Annotated in this window: 15 protein-coding genes and 1 tRNA gene; 7 read left to right on the top strand and 9 right to left on the bottom strand. The window is 44.3% G+C overall.

Translation table 11 applies throughout. The features are described from left to right. Positions 1-44 precede the first annotated feature (44 nt). From F0265_RS04875 to F0265_RS04865, 3 genes are all read right to left on the bottom strand, one after another. On the bottom strand, positions 45-4778 hold the full coding sequence (locus F0265_RS04875; RefSeq protein WP_171748027.1) for an OmpA family protein: 4734 nt from the start codon (positions 4776-4778) through the stop codon (positions 45-47). Continuing rightward, complete coding sequence (locus F0265_RS04870) at positions 4778-5872, bottom strand: hypothetical protein (RefSeq protein WP_171748026.1); 1095 nt, start codon at positions 5870-5872, stop codon at positions 4778-4780. Before F0265_RS04870 ends, F0265_RS04875 begins: the two co-directional genes overlap by 1 nt. Before the next feature lie 117 nt (positions 5873-5989). Further along, on the bottom strand, positions 5990-7705 hold the full coding sequence (locus F0265_RS04865) for a hypothetical protein (RefSeq protein ID WP_171748025.1): 1716 nt from the start codon (positions 7703-7705) through the stop codon (positions 5990-5992). Positions 7706-8610: 905 nt separating this feature from the next. Between F0265_RS04865 and F0265_RS04860 the strand changes: the two genes are divergently transcribed. Further along, positions 8611-9531, top strand: coding sequence for a peptidoglycan DD-metalloendopeptidase family protein (locus F0265_RS04860; RefSeq protein ID WP_253809331.1), 921 nt, complete (start codon positions 8611-8613; stop codon positions 9529-9531). 111 nt (positions 9532-9642) lie between these two features. On the opposite strand, the gene F0265_RS04855 is transcribed toward F0265_RS04860, so the two are convergent. The 5 genes from F0265_RS04855 to F0265_RS04835 all read right to left on the bottom strand — a co-directional run bounded on the left by F0265_RS04855 (position 9643) and on the right by F0265_RS04835 (position 15731). Beyond that, a tRNA-Gly gene (locus F0265_RS04855) sits at positions 9643-9717 on the bottom strand. A 116-nt stretch (positions 9718-9833) separates the two neighbouring features. Next, positions 9834-11111 (bottom strand): sensor domain-containing diguanylate cyclase, encoded by a 1278-nt coding sequence (locus tag F0265_RS04850; RefSeq protein ID WP_345775859.1) that lies wholly within the window; start codon positions 11109-11111, stop codon positions 9834-9836. Between the two features lie 353 nt (positions 11112-11464). Further along, on the bottom strand, positions 11465-12826 hold the full coding sequence (locus F0265_RS04845) for a sensor domain-containing diguanylate cyclase (RefSeq protein WP_171748022.1): 1362 nt from the start codon (positions 12824-12826) through the stop codon (positions 11465-11467). A gap of 212 nt (positions 12827-13038) precedes the next feature. Beyond that, a complete protein-coding gene (locus F0265_RS04840; RefSeq protein ID WP_171748021.1) occupies positions 13039-15039 on the bottom strand; it encodes a methyl-accepting chemotaxis protein in 2001 nt (666 codons plus the stop codon). Between the two features lie 152 nt (positions 15040-15191). Further along, positions 15192-15731, bottom strand: coding sequence for a DUF3332 domain-containing protein (locus F0265_RS04835; protein ID WP_171748020.1), 540 nt, complete (start codon positions 15729-15731; stop codon positions 15192-15194). Between the two features lie 422 nt (positions 15732-16153). On the opposite strand from F0265_RS04835, the gene F0265_RS04830 reads away from it, so the two are divergent. The 6 genes from F0265_RS04830 to F0265_RS04805 all read left to right on the top strand — a co-directional run bounded on the left by F0265_RS04830 (position 16154) and on the right by F0265_RS04805 (position 24246). Further along, positions 16154-17386, top strand: a complete 1233-nt coding sequence (locus F0265_RS04830; protein WP_171748019.1) for an OFA family MFS transporter — start codon at positions 16154-16156, stop codon at positions 17384-17386. Positions 17387-17449: 63 nt separating this feature from the next. Continuing rightward, the gene (locus F0265_RS04825; RefSeq protein ID WP_171748187.1) at positions 17450-19063 is read left to right on the top strand and encodes a VRR-NUC domain-containing protein; all 1614 of its coding nucleotides are present in this window, start codon (positions 17450-17452) and stop codon (positions 19061-19063) included. 112 nt (positions 19064-19175) lie between these two features. Continuing rightward, on the top strand, positions 19176-19928 hold the full coding sequence (locus tag F0265_RS04820; RefSeq protein ID WP_171748018.1) for a response regulator transcription factor: 753 nt from the start codon (positions 19176-19178) through the stop codon (positions 19926-19928). Continuing rightward, entirely contained in the window at positions 19925-21259 is a 1335-nt protein-coding gene (locus tag F0265_RS04815) for a sensor histidine kinase (RefSeq protein WP_171748017.1), read from the top strand. The genes F0265_RS04820 and F0265_RS04815 overlap by 4 nt, the downstream gene beginning before the upstream one ends. Positions 21260-21416: 157 nt before the next feature. Next, positions 21417-23333, top strand: a complete 1917-nt coding sequence (locus tag F0265_RS04810; RefSeq protein WP_171748016.1) for a TonB-dependent receptor — start codon at positions 21417-21419, stop codon at positions 23331-23333. A gap of 13 nt (positions 23334-23346) precedes the next feature. Then, positions 23347-24246 carry a siderophore ABC transporter substrate-binding protein gene (locus tag F0265_RS04805; protein ID WP_171748015.1) on the top strand — a complete coding sequence of 300 codons (900 nt, stop codon included), beginning with the start codon at positions 23347-23349 and terminating at the stop codon, positions 24244-24246. 58 nt (positions 24247-24304) lie between these two features. On the opposite strand, the gene amt is transcribed toward F0265_RS04805, so the two are convergent. Then, entirely contained in the window at positions 24305-26221 is a 1917-nt protein-coding gene (amt, locus tag F0265_RS04800) for an ammonium transporter (protein ID WP_345775858.1), read from the bottom strand. Positions 26222-26354 lie beyond the last annotated feature (133 nt).

The raw sequence follows: 26354 nt of genomic DNA, 5'->3' as shown, positions 1-26354 counted from the left end.
TTAAGCCATAAAAAAACCGCCATTTCTGGCGGTTTTTTGTTTTGCTATATTTGGAGTAACTCTGGCTCTGGCGCCTTCAAAGAAGTGGACTTGTCCTTAATCCACTTTTCAAGCCACTTAATTCGCTTCTCTTCGGTATCCAGCTTTTTCCAATAACGCGCAGCAGACAAATTAGATACCTGTTCTTCGGCAACCGTATCAGTCCATGGCTTATTGCTAACAATCTGTTTAGCCTGAGGAAGTCTTAGTGAGACCTTTGATAATGGATAAGCTTCGTTTAACGACGTCTGCTGTAATGAGTCGATTGAAAGGATGAATGATTTCAAATCTTCACCATCTACAATATCACCATAAGGTCTAAGACCTTGCACGCTCTTACCTGTTGGTGATACATAGCTGAAGTCAAAACGCATTAAGTAAAGGTGCTTTTCTTTCTTCCCTTTCAGAATGCCTTCATAGCCATCACTTTCTGCCTCTATATGCTTCAGCGCTTGCTGAGCAAATTTACGCAAGTCGCTTTCCAACGGGCTATCGTGTTCAAGTTCAAAATCATAAACAGCTTCATGATAACCAGAACGCCCCATTTCATAGCGAGTAGTTTGATTGATCGCAACTGTACCCGAGTAGTACATATAATTATGAATTACAGGCCCTTGGTCCGCTAGCTTGAGCGTCATTTGGCATTGGTCGGCATTGAGATCCATGGTGTCATACTCTTCGTGTGAAGTTTCATCGCCTAGCATTGCCACATAGATCTTAAAGGACTGCTCTTTTTCCCAGTTAAATTTGTTGATTGAATCGGAAGGTGTCCATTGTTCAGAGATTCTAAGATCACCATCGATTTCTATACCTAGAATACTTGTCACGTCCCCTTTCAAGGCCTGAGGAGTGTTATCGCGCTTAGAAGTGGATTCACTCATAACAAATTCTTCGATTAAGAAATCACGATCATTAAGTATCTTTCTCTCTGAAGCAGTTTCGCTTAATAGATAGTCTTTTCCTTGAACGCCGTAATGCATGCGCTTTTCATGAATTTCATTACCTTGCTTGTTCCAAGTTGCCAGTGGCAAATCAATCTTATCTAAGCGGAAGATATAACGCATAGAATCAAACTCATTGGCTTCATTCAGATATTCAAACGCTGATTGCCCTTTAACGAAAGCAGACACTTCATCTAACCACGTAGCAGCGCAAAGCGGTTTCACACCGTTAATTTGGTTTGCACCAAACCAGAAGGTAGGTTCAAACTCAACACCGAGCAATGATAAATCCCCTTCGGAATCCCCTTGAGACTCAAAATACTCGGCAATTTCATCGTTCGGGTCGATGAAGCCTTCTTCACCTTTGCGCGTGAACAGTACGTCAAAAGAAGGCCCTATGACATCAAAACCTTTCACTTCTGCACGGTAGTCAATGGCTTGTGTAAAGACTGATTTCTTACTCTTAGTGGCCTTTGCGGTGAGAATTACCTGCACTTTGACACGAGTCATCGGTCCTATCTTTCTTTGTCCGCCTTTTTCGAGCCAATCTTTGTAAGTACACCAACTTGAAACTAAACCGTTGTTCGCATCAGAGTCGGTGCTTTCTTGGACCAGAAGTCGTGTAAAGCCGATATCTTCTTTCTTAAGATTCTGCTTGTTTAAATCGAAATCTCTACAAAACTGCTCAAGAGAGTTAGTGACCGTACCCAAGTACAGCGCAGTTTGGACAGGGAAACCACTGTTGAACGCCCCGAATACTTTGTTGCTCCAGTCAAGACCATAGTAATAGTTACTACCTAGCCCATAATATGAAGGCTGAGTGTGAAAACGGTTTATCCAGTTTTGAGCCAGTGTATTACCTACATTGACAGGAGCTTCCCAGTCATCGCTCATCACGTAATTTTCGATAAACTGACCAACTCGGTATTTCTCAACCAATTCGTCATAGCTGGTAAGCAAACCTTGCTTAGACGAAATTATGGCTAATAACTCGACTAAGGAGTTAAGTGCATAAGCCCTGAGTAAGAATCGCTTGAGTAGTTCTTGTTGGGAGATCTTGCTTTTTAGATGCTGGCCTAGCTCTTGATCGGATTCAACGTCTTTTTCAATTGTATGATCTAACTCGTGATAGATCTTGAGGACTTCTCGGTTGATATCACCCAACGTGTTGAGATCAGTTTTGGTTTTATATCTCTGCTTAAGGTCCTCAAACGTGCTTTGCCCAGACAAATCATCGTAAAAGTCCGCCGCACTGCTCATCAATTGCCCCGTTTCCTTCGCTAAGAAATAATATGCAGCATATGGCGCAGCCGGGGTCAGCAGTGCAGCACCAGCAATAGCGTCGAACGTGGACATCCATAGTTCTTCTTTTAGCGTGTCCGCCTCTAGCATGAACGATTGCCAGATTTGATGGTAACCTTCCAGCTTCATACTACCAGATCGACTCGGTGGCAGAACCACCTTATAATCCGGTACCACCAAACGCACTTCGACTCTTCGATCAACTGCAATATCCGCACTATCCGATTGGTCAGTCGTATCCTCATAGTTAGATGCGTCACCTTTTAGTAACGCGCTTTTACCGAAGTAACGAGTAATCAGTCTTGGTTCAATTGCCTGCTTATCTTCTGCGTACGCCAATAGTTTTTCTGACACAAACATGGCTCTTTGCTTAGACAATTTGAGGTTGTTGCCTTCCGTTCCTATCAAGCCGGCATGGCCATCAATTAAGATCTGATAGCTTGGGTTCGCTTCCAGTAACTTAGTTAGCTTCTCACAAATATCGTCAAAGCCTGAATACAATGGCCGTATTTCGTTCTCTAGTTCAGCAGAGTTAAACTGGAAATTAAGATGCAAAGCGATACCTTGTGCATCCTCATAGATTCTTGCATCTTCCCCAAGGCTCTCCTGAATATCTTGAGCTTTGCTATACCATGACTCTTTGTCATTGGATTTCTTAATAAAAGTCAGGTTATTTAGGTAATGGCCTGACATTTCTTCAAGCTTTTTATATGCATCTTCACCTTTGGTCAGAGCGTCCTTGTAACCCTGGTACCCTTCCCACGAACTGATCGCAGCACTACCTGTTGCAACAATCGGCAAACCTCTTGATGTGAGCGTTCCAGACACCCAAGACTTCGACAATCTCCCAACTGCGGTTTGAAAACGCTTTCCTTCAGCAACTTTACCTGCACTCGCAAACTGACGTTTTAGGTAAGGGTAGTCGAAGACATTTTTACGAAACAATAGCGCCGCCGTCTGTTTAAAGCTTAAATCACGTTTAACTAAAATCTTTGCAAAGTTGACATTACTCAGCTTGTCTTTTTGTGCAGCAATGGCAGCATGAAGCGCTACCCCACTCATCACGATATCTGGGATCAGTTTCTGTTCCGTATTTTCCCACAAGGAAAGCCCGATGGTTTTGGCAATATCGCCTGCTGTGCCGTTGAGTTTAAGGCCATCCATCGACACAAAATCCGACGTAATTGAGTCATAAGTTTTAAGAATAGTGCCAGTTAGCGACAGGCTGCCCAAACCCGGTGTCGATTTCACCTGATGCGTCAAACCATTGGTGGCATAATCTTTATAGCTTGGCAATTGGGTAGGAAACTGCTGAATCAGTGTTTCTTCCAAAGTAATCATATCGCCACACACACAAGCCACTTTACCTATTCCCGGGCTAGGTTTAAACGTCAGCTTTTCGTATAGCTCGTATGTGTATACATCTTGTGGTTCCTTTTCACCTTCACGGCATTCAATGGTTTTAGTTATATTCGCCAAGGTGACCGTATCGGGTAATTTAGCGTCGGGGTTGTCTTGTGTCTGCTCCCATAACCGTTTCCAAAACTTAATGCGAATCAGATAAAACCCATCATCTATCTTAGTCGGGTCAAGATGAAAAAATGCGCTTGGTAGCCCAAACTCTTTTTTCCCCGAAAATAGCTGCTCTGGGCGACTGACGATTGAAGTCGCAATAACTTTTTCAGAGGCTTCACCGACACTGTCTGACCTTATATTGAGCAACGGCTTGACCAATGTCACTTCTGCGCCAACGTACAAAGGGTCGGTAAACATCACAGCACATGTATGCATCTGCGGCATCATAAAACCAAAAATAGGCTTGTCGGGGGTTTTAAGCTTTAGCTCACGCCATTGATTGTAAGTTTCCTGCTGCTCTGTAAGGGCTTTACCGTGCTCAGCAACATAAGCAGGGGCGAGTTGACTGGGTAATATTTTGCTGAGCTTAAAATTAACCCCAGTTTGTGATTGATCCACTTGTTGAACAAAATCACGAAGATTAGCCGCCAAACCACCTGCAGCGGCCGCGCCGCTCTCAGCCTCTGGGTCACCGATCATTTGTGCCAGCCAACTGACTGGTGGAAAGCTAAGCTCATACTCAGTATCGGGCTTGATATTTTCTACCCGTCCACTGTGGTGGAGCAGCACCCTTTCACTTTGATCCGACTCAGGAGCGCCGCTGTTACCTTCAATTGTCTCAACAAGCTCTCCTTCAATCGGCTGGCCTTCAGTATTTCTAACCGGCTGGCCTAAACCTAAGTGCATTAGCTTACCTAAGCGGTCCGTGCCCCAAATTTGTGGCTTGTCGCTAGCGGATAAGGCGCCAAACACGACAGGAGTTAAAGGAATAGGACGCACTTTCTCATTAAGGGCAGCAGTTTCGGTTAAATCGGTGGATTGATGCCATGACTCAAAAACGTTTGCTTCTTTACTTTCATCGTAACTTGAGTCAAACAGTGATCCAAGCAAATAAAACTCCTGATCTAAAGTAGGTAACATTATTTGCTCTCCTTAAACCAACCACCGTTATTGGCAAACGCGTTATAAAGGCTAATAGATTCCAAGGTTCGGTTATGGCCTAATGGTCGCCACGACCACGCCTTCTTAGTCGCTAATTCACGAACTTCCATCACCATGGCGTTTTTACTGGTCGATATGTATTTAGCATCCAGCCCTACAATGTATGGAAAACCACTGGTCTTATTACCATCGTTCTTGCTCGCAGACATGTCATTCATATTTACGTAGAAACTGTTGAAGCGATTTTTTGCCCAAGCATATTTCCCTAAAGGGCTTACTGAACGGTCCACAGCTCGTGACTCTTTGACGCTATAGCCTTTATGCCAGGACACTCCATCAATGCGCTCATTCTCTTTTTCAGACCACTCGACCACTCCACCATCAGAAACTAAGACAAAGCTACCATTTTTCATCACACCAGTATCTGTGATGAAGGTATCCACCTTAACTTTCTCATGAGTCGTTGCGTCCCACTTGTACACCGCTTGACCACTTGTATCTCGAGTCCGGTAGTAAAGGTAACTACTGTCTTCGGCCCATAAAAAACCGATCGGTCCACGGTCTGCCAAGTGATAGGTTTCTTTGGTTTTTAAGTCATACACCGCTTTTCCCGACCCACCATAACCAAATGCTAAGTAGCGATTATTCGGTGAACGTACCATTTTTCCTGAGCCACTTGCATCGGCTACTGGAAACTCATCAACCACTAAGCGTAAGTCCGTACCATCGGTTTTCATGCTCCAGATTTTTACCTGGCCTTCGTACTCGTTGTACATGGGGTGAGGCTCATAGCCACGGTCATTGCTTAAATTGGCCCAGAAAAACTGCACGCGGGGCAAATCGTAAGAGCTAGCATCATTTAAATCTTCACGAGGCCACTCTTTAGCACGGTAGACAAAATACGTCGGCATTAATTGTTGTTGGCTAACAAAGCCCGAGTCTTCGGTAAACTGGCGAATTTTGGTCGGCTCCATGGTGTAGAAGTTATTCTCACCTACGTAAGTTTTTCCGTCGTCTTCACCACAGCCGAACAAGAGCCCGACTGAAAGCAGCAATGGAATGATTTTTTTCATAAATTAACCTAGCAAATTGTTCGTTTTTAACGCTTTTCTAATAAAACGCATGATTCAATCGTATTTAATGACTGTGTGCAGGCAGCACAAAACTAAACCCGTTGTACTTCTCATTGCTTAACCCAACAGTTTTGAAACAGGAATACCTTCTTCCATCACAATAAGGTGCTGCGTTCCCGCTCCAGGGTTAGAGTGCGCACCACGGACAAGATCTACAGTTTCTACTTCTGGTGGTGGGAAAGAGAAGTAGAATGTCTTGTAGCCCTCATCATCCAGCTGAGCAGCTCGCATAAACGACTTTGACATCCATTCGTTTTCTCGACAACGTAAGGCAAAGAAATCATCCTCCTGATCAACACTTTCCTCATAGAGATAACGTAGACAAGGTAGAGCGCCTTTGGGTGCCATTTTCATTGCTGCAATATTGCAATTGTTCTGGCTATTGACGAGTGCCCCTGATGCTGCTTGAGTGCTGGTTTTTGGTACCGCTCGTACTAAATTTCCAGCATTATCAAATGATTGATTACTACTGTACATTTCAAGATCAGTAAGAGGCTCTGCAATGGAAGCAGGATCACTCTCCAATTCTGACAACTGAGTCAATGTCAGCCTTTCTGCACTGTAATGCAAATAGCATTCGCTCTGCACTTCTCCAGCCACCTTATACGGCACCCAAATATGGGGTAGCGGCACCCCTTGCGCTATTCGTTCACCACTGGTTCCCGCTTTAAATGGGCTTTCTTTTGTTGTCAAAGTAAATGGTTCTAAATCTAAATCAGTAAAAATGACTTCTACTTCTTCATCAACCAAACCAAATACTCTTGCGGTTTGATCCGTGGACAACTCTCCTTTGTATACTGACTTACCGCCTTGAATCACTTCAAATGGTTCTTCACCGACGTAGTAATCTTGTACTAATGTTCCGCCATCAATATCGATATGCCTAAGTTTCTTGGCAGAAACAGGATCCTGATTTCGATAAAAATCGATATCAACGTCAGAAAAATAGCTCTTCGAGGTCACTTCAAGCTCTCGCCAAACTTTGTTGTTCCAGACAATATAGAAGTAACCAGATTCCAGCATTTCGGAAGTATCATCGCCGTTGAGAACAGGGAGTATCGGCACCAACACATTATCCCACTCGTCCATTTCGTCGCTGGAATCAACTGGCTCAACATTTTCTGCCAGTAGAAGTTTGAGAGGCGTTGCAGAACCACTTAGGGGAATAGCTAGGTATAGGTTTCTTGGCTCTTCTTCTAGACTCTTAAATACTGAGACACTACGGTGATTTTTGCTCGAGTCTTTACGTGGTTTAGCGATTTTTTCTTTTTGAGTATCGGTCTCCGACAGCATGAGGTAGGCGGCGTTGTTCGGCCACTGGCCCGCAAACTCGACCACAATTTTTTTATCCGGAGAAGGTTCTACGGGAGTGAAACTAAGGTTGCGTGCCAAAGGTACATCGTCGGTGACTGTATCATAGTTCGCTTTGACGACTTTTTTGGGTTGCTCGGAGGCAAACTCATCGACACGCATTTTTAACGCAGGGTAAGCCTGAAGCTGTGCATCTGAAAGTGGGGTTCGGCGAGCAAAAGAGGATAACGCGACCCACTCTACACGAACAAGACGCTGCTTGATGTTAGATAGTAGGCTGTGGATGTCTTTTTTAGCCGACTGGGGGATAGTATCAGACAAAGGCTTTGGTAGCTGTCTGAGCACATCCTGAAGATTGCGCGTACGCGAGAGCTGCCCGATGCATTCATCTGGCGACAGTATGTAGTCTAACACGTCCCGAGAAACTGCGTTTCCTGGAACAAATTTGCAAACTAATTGCATTTTAGTTCTCCACAACCATTGATGTCCTTTGATTGCGGTAACAAGTAAACCCTAAGGGTTTATATAACGATTTGGCGAAAGGCCATTCTACGTATAATTCTAATAATTGCAACCCACACAAAAGACACATTATTTACATAAAACTCAATTACACTTCCACAGCATCTGTTCTTTAAATAAAAAAATGACGCGATTAATAATCACGTCATTGTATCAAACATTATTTTAAGATACGAAACAGATAGTATGTACCACCTGTGCAGGATAGCACCCTCTGGGTGCTGCGCTACTATACAAAGTCTTTAAGACAATGCAACGTGGCAATATTCAGGTCATATATTTCAATTTAACAGCAATAATCGATTTCGATGATAGTTAAATAAAACAACAAATGAAAAAAAAGAACGTTTCAATATTCATTCTGTTCATTTCTACATCATATTTAATTTAAATTACTTTCTTTTTTTGACGAAAACTTCAAAAACCTTCCCATTTTAGGCATTAGAGTAACCCAAATGATCCTTTCTAGTCACAAAAACAACTAGATAGAAAGCAACAACCACGACTGGCCAACCAAGCGGGGCTGGGGCAAGACCTGACTTCTCACATATCCAATACTGACTTCTCATTTTCTACCAAATACATTTAACCTTTAACTTAAATTAGGCGTCAGATAGAAAGGCGATACAGTCAAAACAACTGCTGCATCTTTCATAATTACCTCTTTATCTTTAAATGAACATTAGAATAGGTAATTTAGTCCTGTTGATTTTTATTATAAATACTATTCATCAAAAAAAATTTATCTAGATTTTGTCTGGTAAAACTCTATCATTGAACCAAAATCTCAAATAACTAATAAAATGCATTCAACGTCTATTCCCCAAAAAAGTTATCGAGACTATTTGTCTTTTTGGTATCTAGCCCTTATTCCATTGAGCCTGTGTGCACTAGTTGAAATATCACCCTTTAACGACACATCTACTAGATATTCAAACGAAACAAACATCAACAAAGTTAATAACACCGAAAACAAAAGAGAAATTGCACCAAAAACACCAATAACAAAAGACAAATTTATTAGCAGCGACGTTGGGTATTCATTCTATGGCACGGCACTGAGTTTAGGCATTGCCCCAGATACGATTCAAGACCTTGCGTCCCTTTCTGCAGGTAAGTTTGATTTCATCAACTCAGTATCTGGTTCAGGGCAATTTGCATTCAAACTCAACGAGAAAGATCAGCTCGTTGCTTTCTTATATCGCGATAAGTTACATACGTATTATGTCTATAGTACAAAGGCGGGTACATTGTTCAGTACTGACGGAGAGCGCTTCTACAAAGATAAGCTGCTCCTTTCTCCCGTTTCGCGTCGCTTCAGAATCAGCTCACAGTTTAGTCACTCTCGATTACACCCAGTGACTCGTACAATGGCCCCTCACCTTGGAACAGATTACGCCGTGCCGGTTGGAACGCCTGTCGTTAGTATTTCTTCAGGTGAAGTTATTGCCTCTCGATACCACCCGATAGCAGGAAACTACCTTGTTATTCAACACCCAGGCGGATTGAAAACACGCTACCTTCACCTTTCTAAACGTTATGTGAGAAAAGGAGACATTGTCTTACAAGGCGAGACAGTCGGTGCAAGTGGCAATACAGGGCGAACAACAGGCCCACACCTTCATTTCGAACTGTGGAAAAACGGTCGGCCAATCGACTTTGAGAAAAAACGTGCATTTGCCGAAAAAGTAGCGGTGCAGCCCGTGACATCTCAATCTCAAGATGCTCAAAAAGCCTACTCACAGCTAAGCCAGCAGATAAACTAACGACAACTCGGTTAACGTGCGTAAGAAAAATTACGTGCGTTAGCTTTTATGATATCTGATTGAAATAGGGTTTTAGTTTGGATACTGAGAGATTTCTTGGGGAAAGAGATTTGGAGCGTACTGCGGGAATCGAACCCGCATCATCAGCTTGGAAGGCTGAGGTAATAGCCATTATACGAAGTACGCTTGATGTCGAAGACGTAGTTAATATGCCACATCTGACTGAAAAGAAAAGTATTTTCTACGTGGTTTTGGTTTAAATGGGCAATGATTGGACAATTCGTTGAAATTACGCCCAATCACTACTCAATAAGATCAATCACTGCTCTATTTTTACCTTGTTGCTTGGCTTTGTACATTAACTTGTCTGCTGCGACCAAATCGACCTTTTCACTTCCATTCGGATAAAATGCACATCCAACACTCACCGAGACGTGAGCAACGCACTCAACCTGTATTCTGGTCGCTGACACTTTGATACAAACATTTTGTGCCAACTCTAGTGCGGCTTCTTTACTAAGCTCTCTAACGACGAGGGCGAACTCTTCACCACCGATTCTTCCAAACAACATCGACGGCGTTAGTATAGGTTCGATGCACTGCGCAACCTCTCTAATGACTTCGTCCCCTATTGCATGGCCCCAGTTATCGTTCACAGATTTAAAGTTATCGATGTCAAACACCATTACCGTCAGCGATTCACTCTCCGTGTCTAACTGGTTAATGGACTCCATAAAACAGCGACGGTTTTTGATGCCGGTTAGCTCATCCGTTGTAGACAGCACAGTGAGCCGCTCATTCGCCAGCTCTAACTCTCTGGTTCTGGCTTTAACGGTCCGTTTCAGCATGATGATGTACATAAGCGCAACCAGCCCACTGACGCCAACCATGGTAGGAAAAAAGTACTGAGGGTATACCGTTTCGATGTGCATCCATTTATGTAAAATCGTTTCACGCGTCGCTGTGCCCACTTTTTTGAACCCAAGGTTCACGTTATCGAGCATACTCAGGTTGCCTTCTGCCACTGCTGGATATAAATCGCCCGAGTATAAGTACTTCACGGGTACAAAACTCATTGGATCGTCTGAAGAATAGAGGTAAAAGTTGGCGACTTGCAGGTCAGCAACAAAGGCGGATATTTCTCCCTTAAACGCGGCATTAATGAGTAGCTGATTGTTAGAGTACACTTTCAGATTCGCTTTCGGAAACTCCTTGCGAGCGTAGTATTCTTCATAACCACCTTTAACCACACCAACGTACCGCTCAACTTTCCCTTCAAGGAGCTCATCGATACCAGAGCCAACCAATGCCTGACTATAATAGAGCTGAGTTTCGATATTAATAAGAGCGTCACCAAAATCCAGAAACTCCTCACGCGGTTCAGACCATAGCAGGCCAGCATGCACGTCAGCTTGGTTGTTTTTTACCGCTTCTAAGGAGTCATTCCAATCCAGCAGAACAAATTCAATCTCCACGTGATTTCTCTTGCCGTATTCATGCCATAGATCGATCAAAATACCATCAGGCTGACCGTCGCTGTTAATGTATGAAAAGGGTTTCCACGCTTTAGAATTAGCCACCCTCAGGGGTTCTTTCTCTGTATCAGCAATGAGTGGGGGGCTTAAAAAAAATGTCGTAAGCAGCAGCACAAAAGTAAACAGACGCCACTTTACGATTGGCGTCCTTCTGAGTGCAATCCATTGGCTTCTCATTGCGTACATCGCTTATTTATAAATTACCCAATATAAGTAATAGACTAAAAACGATCGAAAGTAATGAGTTCGATTCTTCTATCGCAACCTCGTAATGGTTTGAATCCCTCCTGAGCGTAGACCGAATTTTCTACGGGATAAATCATATTGGCGGCAGAATACGCCGCATTAGTTTGAAATGGAGAGTTTTTCAGATTTCTGCGATGACGTCATGTTCAAGTTTATTCATAGTTGGCTGCTTTTTGTTCTCTGCGTTCATCAGGTGCAATTTGTTGAATGACTGCCCTATCCTTGCCGAGAGATTTCGCTTGATACATTAAGTGATCAGCATCCGATAAAGTAATGTTGAATGACGTTAAGGGATAATAAGCGCAGCCCAAGCTGACTGTGATTGCCTTGTCTTCAATGACAACGCTCCTGACTGAGTGGCAAACCTTATGAGCTATCGTTGTCACCTGTCCCAACGAATGCCCACTAACAACGAGCGCAAACTCTTCACCGCCAATACGCCCAAACAAATGATCTTTCTTAATCACGGTTCTTACTGCCTCCGCCACCTGACGAATAACCGTATCCCCAACTTCGTGGCCAAAGTTGTCGTTAATCACCTTGAAGTCGTCTATATCAAAAATCATAACGGCAATCGATTCTGGTGCTACGAGCCTTTGCTGGAACTCTTCGACAAAGTGACGACGATTGCTTAGCCCCGTTAATGGGTCTGTCTCAGAGAGGACTCTCAGCTCCTTGTTCGCGTTCGCCAACTCCCGAGTTTTCGCGTTAACAGAGAAACGTAGGATAAAGATATAAGCAACGCCAGCCAGTAGCATCATCAATATGGCCAGTGGCAACAGGTAGTCGGGGTAAACAGTGTTGATGTACATCCAACGACTGAGAATTCTTTGTTTGTCTTCATTGCTGATCAGTTTAAGACCTTGAGACAAATGATTTTGAAGCGCAAAACTGCCTTCAGAAACCGCAGGCCGCAAGTTTCCTGAGTAGAGATGCCTTACTCCAATAAACTTATTCAGTCCCTTAGTGGTATGAAGGTAAAAGTTTGCGACTTGCAAATCTGCTACAAACGCGTCAATTTCGCCTGCAAAAGCCGCGTCAATCATATGTTCATTATTACGAAAAGAAACGATGTTTAGGTTGGGGAAATGGAGGCGAGTAAATTCTTCTTCGTAAGCGCCTTTCACAACACCAACAAGGTGGTCATGTTCCCCACGTAGAAATAGACCCACATCAGAGCCCATCAGCCGGCTGCTGATGTAAAGCTGTGTATCAATAGACATAATAGGCGCGTTATAGTCTAGGAAAGCTTCACGCGTTTCAGACCAAAGCAAGCCGGAATGCACATCCGCTTTTCCTGAACGAACAGCCTCTAAAGAGTCGTTCCAGTCAAGCAACAGGAATTCGATGTTCTGGTTGTTTTTGAGGCCATATTCATTCCAATAGTCCACCAGAATTCCCGCAGGCTCTCCCTCTTCATTGATGTAAGAGAAAGGTTTCCACGCTTTAGAGTTAGTGACAATCAGGGTCTGTTTATCGGAAGCACTGGCAACACTCGTCAAGAAGAGCAACATACACATTGTTGCAAACACACGTAACACAACTAACCTCAAAGAATAAAACGAGCTCAAACAACGGAAGTTGCTTGAGCTCTATTGCTATACACTTTATTGCATTGAGATTATGTATAGAATACCTGTCTCACATCTGCTTATTTTATAAAATTATATTTGAAGCAGATCGCATATATTTAGTCTTTTGTCATTAGGGTCAGTTTTATAGATGCCTATTCTGTTCTGAAGTGCCTCATCTCTTCGTTCAATTCTTCAACCTGAAGACGAACCTGCTCAGAGATCTGCGATGACGAACTGGATATATCGGCAACCTCTTCTACTCGGCTAGTGACATCGGACATTAAACTGTGTATTTCCTGAGTTGCCAGAGATTGGCTCTCTGCTGAGTGGAGTAGATCTTTCATTTGAGAGTCTAGGCTCTCAATTTGATCTGTTGTGGCACTGAGTGTTCCATGTGCCTGCTTAGTATGGGTCGCCCCTTCTTCCGCTAACACTTTGCTCTTGTCGATTTCAGATACGACAGCTGCCGTTGAAGATTGTATCGCATGAACAATGTTGTTGATCTCTGTAGTGGACTCAGTGGTTCTTGTCGCGAGAAGACGTACTTCATCAGCAACAACAGCAAAACCACGACCATATTCTCCTGCTCTTGCGGCTTCAATCGCTGCATTAAGTGCAAGCAGGTTGGTTTGTTCAGCTAAACCTTCAATCACTTCCGTAACGCGGCCAATCGCTTCACTCTCCTTACTCAATTCAGTAACCTGCTGGCTCGCACTTTCAATCGTGTTATGTAGAGAGGTGACAGTCTGCATGTTCTGCTCAAGAGCTTGAGAGCCGATTTCGATTTGGCTCTTCGATTCAGCAAGATTGCTGGCAGACAACTTGGCTTGGTTAGCGGTTTCATCGGCAGACAGGCTAACCTCAGAAAGCTGCTGACCAACAAGCGTCATCGTCGACATTTGACTATCGACTTTATTCGATGTGTTGTTATTTGCATCGAGAAGTGATGTCATGCTGTCTCCAACAGTACGTGCTTTCGAGCTGACGCCACGCACAATATCCAGCAGTGCGACATTCATCTTGTTGATTGAGTTGGTCAAGCTGGCTAGCTCGTCGCTACCTTCTACGCTAAGTGCTGGCTGAGACACATCGCCTGCGGCAATTAATTGGGCACGTTTTGACACCACTTTGATACGTCGGCCAATGTTTCTACCCATATAGGTTGAAATGGTGAAAGACGCCAATAGGAAAATAATCGAAGAAACAACAAGTAAAGATACCACACCGCTCAGCGAGCTAAAGATTCCCTGACCACTGATGTCTGCTTGCTGCTGCTGTTTACGGATCAGGTTTTCCAAACTGGTATTGAGCGTATCGACCGCAGGTACCAGCTCCTTAGCCATTTTCTCGTTTACCAGATTCCAACTACTCGCGGTCCTTAGTGCAACGACCTGATCGGCAAGTGGGAAATAAAGCTGCTGCATTTCTTTAAACAGATCCCATAAGCCTTGATCGCTATCGCTCATCAGGCTGACTTTGGAATCGATCTCAGCAACGTACTTACCGTGAGATTTTAGAAAGTCCTGATACTTGCTGAGGTGCTCCTCTTTGCCATACAGAAGAAAGTCACGCATTGAAGAGAGTGCATTGGCAAGAGAGGTGTAACTGTCTGCATATAGGCGGAATAAGCGCTTTCTCTCACCCCCTTCTTTATTGCCCGCTTCATCATTAATGAGCCCCTGAAGCTGATCCAACGCTACCTCTGCAATTGGGGCAGCTTCATTGATAAACAACGAGTGGGCAGGAAGATTCTCATCTGAGTGACTGGTTTCAGAGATCTCGTTAACCAACCCTTTGACGGATTCCCATTGGCCTAAGACTTGTTGGTAAGAAGATTCATCCAATAGGCTTTCTAATTTAGGTAACGCTTCATCGGTCGAAGTGATGACGCTATTCAGCTGTTCCAATTGCGCGGCACCAATAGCTTCATCACCACCTAAAAGCATATAAGCTCTGAGGGTAGAAACGGTCGCCTGGAGCGACTGTTGTAATGAACGACCCGTATCTACGGTAGGCAGATCGGACTCTAATAGAGATTTTGTATGCTCTTCTACAGTGTTGACACTGCGGAATATAAATAGAGCGGCAACGATAAAAAGTACTGCAAGCGACAGAAAACTCAGCTGTAACTTCCCTGATATCGTGAGTTTCATCCTAATAACTCCTGTTTAAATAACCTCCTAACTATAGCGTTTTGCTTTTTATTGTTAAATATAAGTTAACCACTTTTATAAACTTTTGATTGATAGCTCAATTAATCAGCCCCCAAACAAGTTGGGGGCACAACTCAATTTAACCAAGTTACTTAGATATTTGCAGATGCAATGTAATCCGTCAGCTCTTGATTTGATACCGTGGTGATGTATTGGTCATCCAAGTAGAAAGCCACATCGTTTTGCTCTTTCTTACCACTTAAGATCTGCGTAGTGCCATCGAGATAAGTGATCTCCATTTGCAGAGTCGCTTCGTCGATCTGTTCCATGGTTGCACTTTCAATCTTAGTGTTGCTGCTCAATGGTACATCTTTTAGAGAGCTGTCTAGCTTGTCGTTGACCTTGATGTAGTTCTTTGTTGGCGTATCGACAACAGCTGGAGACTTACCTGTAATTGGGTTTGTCCCCGTCCAGAACTCGACTGCATTGAAGATAAACAAGTCCGCAATACCGGCAATACCGTAGACAGGAGATAATAAGACAAACATTCCTTCGCGCGCGTAGCGGTTATCGACTGTTTCCAGGTTGAATTTGGTCACCATTCCTGTGGTCGCCATCTGCCCCATGCAACCAGTTAAAGAGGTCAGGCCAAGGCCAGCAATTACAGCGAGTTTTAATGTATTTTTTCTCATTTTTTCCACCACTTAAATTAGGACGACGCGCATGCTACTCGCGCTCTATATCCTTGCCTAGAGTCAAAATTTTGAATTGACGAAATACTGACTAAGTCATTTTTTAAGCAAAACCTAACAAATCAGTAAAATGAGCAGAATCCTCGGTTTACCACATCAGCAACTTCCAGCTTTGCAGCGTGTCAATATCAGACTTTGCTTATTTTCTTACACCCCAAAACAAGACACATAAAAACAACAATAAAAACATCAAATTAACAAACACAATTAATTTTAAAATACCCCTAAAAAGAGATTCCAATCACATATAGATTGGTTATAATTCGCGCCCATTACGCTTTGTGTTGATAAACGCAAACTTAATTTGAAGAAATAGACTGTTAACCTGACCTCTTTAATCAGAGGTAAAATTGAGAAGAAAAATGAGCAAGATTGATAAAGCTACACGTATCCTGCTGGCGGGATTCTGTATCAACCTTTGTCTTGGCATCCTGTATGCTTGGAGCGTATTTAACAAAGCACTTGTTACTGAATCTGGCTGGAGTGCAGCTGAAGCCTCTTCACCATACGCAATCGCAACAATCACTTTCTCTGTTTGCCTTCTTGTTGCTGGTATCCTTCAGGATCGTATGGGCCCACGTAAAATTCTGATCCTAGGTACAACGCTGACTGGCTTAGGCATGATTGCGTCTGGCTTCGCAACCACACCGCTAATGCTGAACATTACGTTCGGTGTCATTACAGGTGCCGGCATCGGTTTTGGTTACGCTTGTCTTTCTCCTTCTGCAATGAAGTGGTTCCATTCCTCTAAGAAAGGCATGGTCAACGGTCTTATCGCAGCTGGTTTTGGCTTAGCCGCTATTTACCTTGCACCTGTGACTTCCGCTCTGATTGACAGCATGGGTATCCAAACCAGCTTTATGCTTCTTGGTGCCGGTGTATTGGCTATTGCCGTGCCTCTTGCTGCAACTATTAACAACCCACCAGCGGGTTACACTCCTGCTGAACCGACAGTAAAAGCAGGTCAAGCACCGAAAGCCGCTAAGAAAACAGAAGATCTGACGTGGAAATCAATGCTTAAAACACCTCAGTTCTATTCACTGTGGATCATGTACGCCTTTGCAGCGTCGGTTGGTCTTATGATCATTGGTAACATCACTACCATTGCTAGCGTTCAGGCTAACCTACCTAATGCGGTTTACCTAGCGTCTATCCTAGCGATATTCAACTCTGGTGGCCGTGTGGCGGCAGGTATGCTGGCGGATAAGATTGGCGGCGTACGTACACTACTATTAGCCTTTGTTCTGCAAGGCATCAACATGGTTCTGTTTGCTACATTTAAAACCGAATTTACACTGATAATCGGTACGGCTATCGCAGCGATTGGTTACGGTACTTTGCTTGCTGTATTCCCGACTCTAACAGCAGAGTTCTACGGCTTGAAGAACTACGGCACTAACTACGGCGTTCTCTATACGTCATGGGGTATTGGTGGTGCAATTGGTGCAGCGGTTGTTGGATTCTCAATGACGAACGGTGAAGGCTACAGTCTTGCTTACACTATTTCAGCAGTAATGATGGCGGTGTGTATCGTTCTTGCCTTCATTACCAAACCAATTAGCGAAGCAAAAGTCGCTCAGCTTAAAAACGCTTAATGCTTTGAAAACCTCTTCGAAAGGCTTAACCTTGTGGTTAAGCCTTTTTTGTATCTACTTACCATGTCTGAACCTGTCGTCTTACCCTCAGATTACTACCTGAGCAACTTCTTGAAACTGACACGTCACGCTCAAGAAATGTATCCGGATCTGTTGTCTGAATTGGAGCACCAGTGGCTGCAACACTTCTCTCAGTTACCTAATCCGGCAAAGTGCTTGTTAGTGAGATTGCTTTCTCGCAAAGGGGAATGGTTTCGAAGCGATAAGCTGAAGTATGAAGAGATCCCTGAAAAAGATGCTGCATTAGATGAACTCAATGCGCTGAGCTTCATCTCACTCAACCCCGAAATCTCCAACCCAGATTTAGCCGCCAAGCTTCTGACAAAACCGGAAATGGTTAATCTCTTTAGAGTTACCAATAGACAGGCAAAAAAGGACACGATTGTTGATCAGCTAGAAGACGCCCCGTTCTTACGATACGACGCTTTGCCCTTCACCATCGTTAAACTTGAATCACCACAAGTGATCGATGTTTTGCTCACACTCTTCTTTGCTAATACTCATCAGGATTTAAGCCAGTTTGTATTAGACGATCTTGGCTTGCATCAATTTGAGAACTATCAACTTAGCCAAAAGTGCCGTTTCTTTTCTTCACGTGATGAGCTAGATCAGCTGCTTTCTTTATCGTTATTACAGCAAAGTTATCATGACGCCGATCGACAATGCGTAGATACTATACTACTCCACCTTGAGCAGCTTACTCACCCCATTGACCACGACTATATAGAGCGTAAACGCCAACACCTAATCAATGACATGGCGCGTGACTTAGAACGGTTGCAAGAGTTCGAGCTCTCGACTTTCTGGTTCGAACAAACAGTATTACCACCTTCACGAGAGCGCCGAGCTCGCATGTATGACAAACAAGGCGATATAAATGTCATGAGTGACATTGTCACTTCAATATTAAATTCCCCTTACGATACGTCGGAACAAGAAGTAGGCGTGAAGCTGCAACAACGCTTGCAGCGCCTCAAAGGTTTGAAAGTTCCTAGGGTAAAGAAGCCTAATATAGAGGAACACCACCTTACTCTTGATTTGTCACAGCAACGCGTCGAATTGGTGGTCAAAGATTATTTTGAACAACAAGGTTATGACGTCTATTACTCAGAAAATACCCTGCTGAATGGATTGTTTGGCTTAGCATTTTGGGACGTCATTTTCAGCCCTGTAGAAGGCGCTTTTATCAACCGCTATCAATATCGACCTTTGGACCTTTATCATCACGACTTTGCTTCTAAACGTCAGTCAATGATAGATGATGTTTTCACTCGACTAGAAGAAAACGATAGCCAGCATCTGAAGCAAACTTATCTCGACAAAGTAGGACTCAATAACCCATTTGTTGTCTGGAATGCTTTCACTCCAGAACTGTTGGACCGTGCGCTACACAGCATCTCCCCCGAGTTGCTTTGCCAGTTGTTTAAGGTCATGTTACAAGACCTGAAATTATTCCGAAGTGGTATGCCTGATCTGATTCTCTTTAAAGACGACCGCTTCGAATGGGTTGAAGTTAAAGGCCCCAGAGACCGTTTGCAGGATAACCAGTGGCGCTGGTTCTATGAGTTCATCAAACTGAAAGTGCCGTTTTCGGTTTGCTATGTAACCAACTCATAAATAATTATGATTGATAACACCCAAACCAATAAACTCATCCATTTATTGGCATTGAAAGTTCAACCTCTTTTATTGATAATAACAATTATTATCAATAAAAGAGGTGTGTTCCATGTTTGAAGGTGGAGGAAGGTTATCATTTAACGATCATAAATCTTATGGCCAAATACTGTCAGGCAATGAGCCATCAATACTACTGGTTGAAGACGATAAACATCTGAATCAGCAACTCACCTCTCTTCTTCAAGACAGTCGATACCAAGTTACCAATCTGGATTGTGGCGCCGAAGCATTGAATTGCCTAAAGCAATCCAACTTTGACCTAATCATTCTTGACATTAACCTGCCAGAGGTCGACGGCTTTGGTTTGTTAAACTTTATCCGCTCTCATTCAAATACACCGGTCATCATGCTGACCGCATACGGCGCAGAAGAACACCGCATACGTGGGCTGCGTTATGGCGCGGATGACTACATCAGCAAACCATGTAACTTTACTGAGGTGAGTTTACGTATTGAAGCGATTTTGCGCCGAACTGGTCACAATCAAGCATCGAGCTCTAACCGTTATCAAGATTATAAAGAACTCAAGCTTGATAAGAACGAACTGGCTGTAACCGTCAACGAGTCCGCTCCCATCACCCTCACACCAATTCAGTTTAAATTGCTCTGGACACTTGTAGCCAACCACGGCGCAGTGCAAAGCAAACCGTTTTTGTATCAGGTTGTACTAGAACGCGACTTTAGCTCATACGACAGAAGCTTAGACATGCATTTAAGTCGAGTGAGAAAAAGCTTAGTCGCTTTGGGTATGAGCTCTGAACGCATTCAGACCGTTCACGGCAAAGGTTATTTACTACGATGAAAAAGTTACTTTTCTGGCGACTGTTTGTCGTACTCTCATTGGGAGGAGTGATCTTTTTCTCCCTACTCCATAGCGCCGCTCTACTCTCCAATGAAAAGATGAGTTACATCGATAAAAACCATCAGCAAGAAATTCTCGGCTGGGGTGAGCATGTTCAGTCGTTGCTCGAGCAAGGGAAATACGATGAAATGAATCATTGGGTAAATCAGCTAGCGTTGCGAGAGGAAACGTGGGCAACGGTGGTGCGTTCCAATGTCTCCGTTGTCAGCGGTAACCCTCTCAATAAACGATTTTGGGATGGTTATGGCATAGGTAGAAACGTCGAGTGGAAGATTCACCTTTATTTCCCTGAGAACCCGATAATGGAAGTCGCTCTTACTCCTTCTGATTATCACTTCTTGGTTAAATTGCCTGCTCGTATGCGACCCGGAACCTACATGTCGCACGCATTCTGGACGTTCCGAGTCGTCATTCCGTTCTTAGCCCTTTTGGCGTTAACTATCTACCTTTATCGCTACGTCATGACACCATTGCAGCACTTTCACCGTGCAGCCAAAGAATTTAGCCAAGGTAACTATAGCGCTCGAGTCTCACATCACATGACACTGGGTAATGACGAGTTAAGCCAGATTGCTCGAACGTTTGACATGATGGCCGAGCGCACAGCCAGTGTGATTAACCATAATCGCAATCTGATCGCAGATATGTCTCATGAAATTCGAACACCGCTTGCTAGAGTCGAAATGGCGACGGATTGCGTCGAAAAGCAGATAGATACTGAAAAAATGGTCAGTCGAATTCGATCTGAAGTTCAGGCTATCCGAGTCATGGCAGAAGATACGCTGACACTCGCATGGCTAGAGAACGAACGGCCAGATTTAAGAGACGAAGCCTTTGATCTGACTGAGCTAGTAGAAGCCATCGTTGAAGACGCACAATTTGAGTATCCCGATCGTCAGATTGCCATAGATCTCCCTTCGCAGCTTCCGCTCTCCCACTCTAATCAAAGGGCCCTATCTCAAGCAATAGAGAACATCGTCCGAAACGGGCTGAGATATACGCCGCAGGGAGAAACCCTCACTATTAAAGCCTCATTTGATGAAGACAATGTCACGCTGACCATATCCGATTCTGGGCCGGGTATAGATGCTTCTTTAACTAAACGAATATTCCAGCCCTTCTTTAAAGCTGATAATCAGGTTGGTTCACGTAAAGGGTTTGGCGTTGGTCTTGCGTTGGCCAAAAGACACATACAAGCCGTAAACGGTTCAATAAGTGCAAAGAATCGCAGAGAAAGAGGGCTTGATATGGTGATCAACCTGCCTACTTAAATATCTCAAACAGGAGGCGACGTACATTCCGTTGCCTTTTGTTTTCTCTATATATCAACTCAAGATGTAACAGTTGTAAAAGTCATTTACTCACCCTATACGAGACGACAAAATCCACTCGATAATAATTCTCATTAACAGTGGAGGTTACGGTCAAATGCATACCGTATTCAAGTTAAGCCCAATTGCCCTCGCCCTAGCTTCAGGGTTGGTTTTCGCTAATCAAGAAACCGCAGAAATCGTTGAAGTCATTGGTAGCCCACTTCAAGGGGTTGATACCATCATCACCGCTGAAGACTTATCCAAACAGCAGGCTCAAGATCTCAATGATGTATTTCGTAAAGATGCCGAAGTCACTGTAGGTGGCTCGGCAGGCATCACTCAAAAGATCTATGTCCGTGGATTAGAAGATACTATGCTGAACATTTCTATCGACGGAGCTGAGCAGTCGGGCAATCTTTTCCACCATCAAGGCAGACTTTCCGTTGAACCGGAGCTTCTTAAGCAAGTTGATGTTTCAGCAGGTGCGGGGCGAGCCACTAACGGTCCGGGCGCTTTAGGCGGTGCGATACAGTTTAAAACCAAAGACGCGCATGACCTTTTGCAACATGGAGACCAATTTGGTGCACAGGCAAAAGCGGGCTACTACACCAACAACAACGGCTATAAGGTTTCAACCAGCTTGTATGGTGAAGTCACCGAACAACTAGGATTGCTGGCTTCATTTGGCTACGTTGACGGAGACAACATTGAAGATGGTCGCGGTACCGAGCAAGAGTACACGGCCATTGAGCAACAGGTTGCGCTTCTTAAACTTTCAGGCCAACTTAACGAGCAGCACTATCTGTCTCTGAGCTACGACTATCGTAACGATGATGATACTCGACTGAATCGACCTCACTTTCAACCAAGTGTGAAGAATGTTCCACTGGAGCAAGAAGCGGATCGTCACACCTTTACTGCTAATCACAATTTCCGATACAGCGACCTGCTCAACATAGATACCACCCTTTACAGCACTGCTAATCGCATTGCTCAGAAAGATCACCCGCAATGGAACACCAGCGATGGCACTATCAACACCATAGGCGGAAAAGTGTTCAACACTGCTCGCCTAGCTCAGCATACTCTGATTACGGGTGCAGATTACAAACGCGACAAATCTGAGTTCGAAACTAACTATTCAGGCCAGCAAAACCACGAAGAGAAAGGCACAGTTTACGGGCTGTTCGTGCAGGATGACTGGAACATTAATGATGCGATTTTACTTTCTGCTGGTGCCCGTTACGACTGGTATGAACTAACCGACAATATTAATCAGGAATTCGACTCCAGCGGTTTCAGCCCCAACATTTCATTAACTTACCAATTGCTTGATGGTCTTGAACTGTTTGCGGGCTATGCTGAAGCGTTTCGCGGCCAGCAGATCAAGGAACTGTTTGTCATCGACTATCGCAACAATGCCGCGGATCGTGGTCCAGAACGTGCAAAAAACAAGGAAATCGGTGCCAGCTATCGCAAAAACAACCTCACTGCGGGCTTCACCTTCTTCGATAGCAAAATCGAAGATGTGGTTACAACCAGCAATAACGTCTACACCAATGTCGGAGATTTAACAACAACAGGTTTTAGCGCCTACGTTGGCTATACATTGGAGCAAGTATCCGCCCGATTGAGCTACAACCAGTCTAATCCTGAGCTTAATGGCGTACCACTCAGTGATGGTGACTCTACGCTAGGAACGTCAATTGGCGACACTTGGGTCTTAGATGTTAACTATGTAGCCAATGACGAGCTTGAGTTTGGCTGGAATGCGCGCTTTGTGGAACGTTTGACGGACGTAGCAGATTCAAGCGCCTACCCAGAAAAGCCGGGGTATGGTGTCCATGATGTTTATGCTCAATGGTTACCACTGGCGGAGCAAGATCTGACGCTCACGCTTTCTGTGAAAAACGTGTTCGATAAATACTATTTTGACCATGGTTCATACATGGCTTACATCGGCAGTAGCGTCGCTCAAGGCTATGCTAGCCCGGGGCGCGATATTCGAATGAACGTTAGCTACGCATTTTAACTAAGGAAAGACAATGCTGATTAAATCATGGCTTGCGCTCTGCCTTATGTTAGCAGCGAGCTTGGTTCATGCCGGGATGATAACAGTGACGCATCCGCTGGGTGAGACCACGCTAGAATCCAAACCTGCACGAGTTATTGTTCTTGGGATGGATACGCTAGACGTACTCGACAATTTAGGCATTGAGCCTGTGGCCGTCGTAAAATCACCGATGCCACACTATCTGATCAAATATCAGGATGATAGCTATGTTGCGGCAGGTTCACTCTTCGAGCCTGATTTTGAAACGATATTTGCTCTCAAACCGGACTTAATCATAGCCAGTAATCGCAGCTCTGAGTCCTACCCTGAACTGAGCAAAATTGCCCCTACCATCGTTTTTATGGCAGATGCCCGACGTTATTGGCAAACCACTCAGGCTGCTTGGAGAATGATGGGAAAAGTCTTTGAACGTGAGGAGCATATTGAACGCAAGATCAATCAGGCTCAGGTACAAATCGATCAGATAAGGCAACAGACGAAAATCACTAAGCCAAAAGCCCTAGTGGTGATGACAAACGGCGGCAAGCTCACGACGTTTGGACAAGATTCTCGCTACGGAGCCATATTTACTCTGTTTGGCTTCGAACCTGCTGATTCAAATAATGCGAATAAGGTTCATGGCGACCTAATCAGTTATGAGTATATTGCCCAGTCAGACCCAGAGCACTTGCTGATACTGGACAGAGATCAAGCCATCGGAAGGGATTCTGGTGAAGCGTTTAAGAAACTCGATAATCCTTTAATGTCGCAAACTCAGGCGGCGAAAAACAACCGGATTCATTTTTTGAACCCTCAGGCTTGGTATATTTCTGCCAGTGGCATTCAAGCAACTCAAATGATGATTGATGATATGAGTCAAGCGGTTAAGTAGCTTTGCTTCTTTCATTAGAAATGATAAGAGGTGCTGTGATGCGCCTCTTATTTGCCCCTTACCAGTCTGAATGATCAGAAAAGAACACCACTTGATTCCTCCCCTGCTCTTTGGCTTTGAATAAGGCCTTATCCGCTTCATCAAACAACGCCGTATGTGGCAAGTTAATTCGCATATCCCACACCGCCCCTCCAATACTGACCGTCACAAAATCACACTCTGAATGGACATGGGGTATCTCTAACTTCTCGACTTCTTTGCGTAACGACTCCGCGACTCGACGTGCATCACGCGGATTGGTATTGCGTAATATGAACGCAAATTCCTCACCACCTATTCGAGCAAATATATCCTGCTGACGGCGTGTAATACTGCTCAATGCCTGACACACATTTTGCAGACAATAATCCCCTAACTGATGACCATAGTGGTCATTGTATTGTTTGAAGTAATCGAGATCTAAAATCAGCAAAGCGAAGTCTTCATTATCTTCAAGGCTTTTCCTGATCGTATTTTCCATCGCCTGTTCATACACTCTGCGATTAGGGATGCCGGTAAGTGGATCCAAACTTGCCATCCTCAATAGCTCCTTTTCCTTCTCTCTGAAATGACGATTGGTACTGTCCAACAGATAGTTGTATGTCATTGACAGATTGGAATAATCGGAGCCGTGGTCGACTTTAAGGTGGGATTCCATATCTCGTGCTTTGACGATCCGATCGAATTGGTCCATCAAATCAACCAACTCGTCTTTCATACCATGCTCACCGAAGTTAAGACCGATGGTTTCCGTTTGCGCTGAGACCCGTAGCGGATAGAAATGATTAATAATCGTCAGTAAAGGGTAACCTAGACCAACCACCCAAGCTGCTGTGGCAACAACTCCACTCATTTGAATGTAAAACTGCTCCAGACGACTACCAGAGGCCAAGAATTCCGTTGGGGCTAACAAAGCGACCGCCAATGTTCCCCAAATCCCCCCGCCTAGATGAACCGGAACCGCGGATACCACATCATCAAGCTTGGATTTTTCTAGCACCGACACCAAAACGACACTGATACAGCCACTAATGGCGCCAATGATCACAGCGCCACCTAGATCCACGACATTAGCACTGGCGGAAATAGCTACCAATCCGGAAAGCAACCCATTGAGAAGGTAGCGAATGCCACGCATAGAGTGGATATTCCACGACAGCATTAATGCGCTGAATCCACCAGCACAGGCCGACAATGCCGTATTAGAAAAGATTTTGGCCAAGTCGGAGGATGGGTCAATAATGCTGCCGCCATTGAAGCCAAACCACCCAATAAACAACAGAAACGTCCCTAACGCCGAAAGCGGTAAGTTTTGGCTGTACATTTCCCGAGTCTTGCCTTCATCAGAAAATCGCCCTAGCCGTGGGCCGACAATCATAATGGCAATTAGAGCGACCCAGCCACCAACGGAATGCACGACCGTTGCTCCAGCGAAATCAATGAACCCCATCTTGGCTAACCAGCCCGTGTCGCCAACTGATAGATGCGTTCCGTTCCAAACCCAGTGACCAATGATTGGAAAAAGCAGTGTCGCGGTAATGAAGGAGCAAATTAGATAGCCTGAGAAACGCATACGCTCTGCGACTGCGCCTGACATTATGGTCGCGGCTGTCCCGCAAAACATCATCTGAAACAGAAAGAAAGCTAATACTATTGGCGGATGCTGGTGGCCAATAACAAATAGATCTAAACCAATTAACCCCTTCCAGCTATCGCCATACATAAACGCAAAACCGACCAACCAAAAGCAGACGCCACTGACACAAAAATCAGCCACGTTCTTAAGCGCAACATTAATATTATTCTTGTTCCTGACCAGCCCACTTTCAAAACAAGTGAAGCCTGGTTGCATGAGCAGAACTAATGCAGTACAAAGCAAGATCCACGTAATAGCGATGGTGTCGTTATCCGTAACTATAATATCCAAAGTCGCCACTTTTTATGCAATCGGTTTATCTGGAGCATAGTTAAGTAGCCGTGTTTTCTCCACTTTTCAGCTATTTCTCATATTTTGAATGGTGTTTTATTTGCCAATTCAGTATCCTTCTGCTGCAATTATCAAACCTTGG

The organism is Vibrio sp. RE88 (assembly GCF_013113835.1).
GTDB lineage: Bacteria > Pseudomonadota > Gammaproteobacteria > Enterobacterales > Vibrionaceae > Vibrio.
Note: the sequence above shows the minus strand (reverse complement) of the source record. Positions and strands in the feature narration are given on the sequence as shown.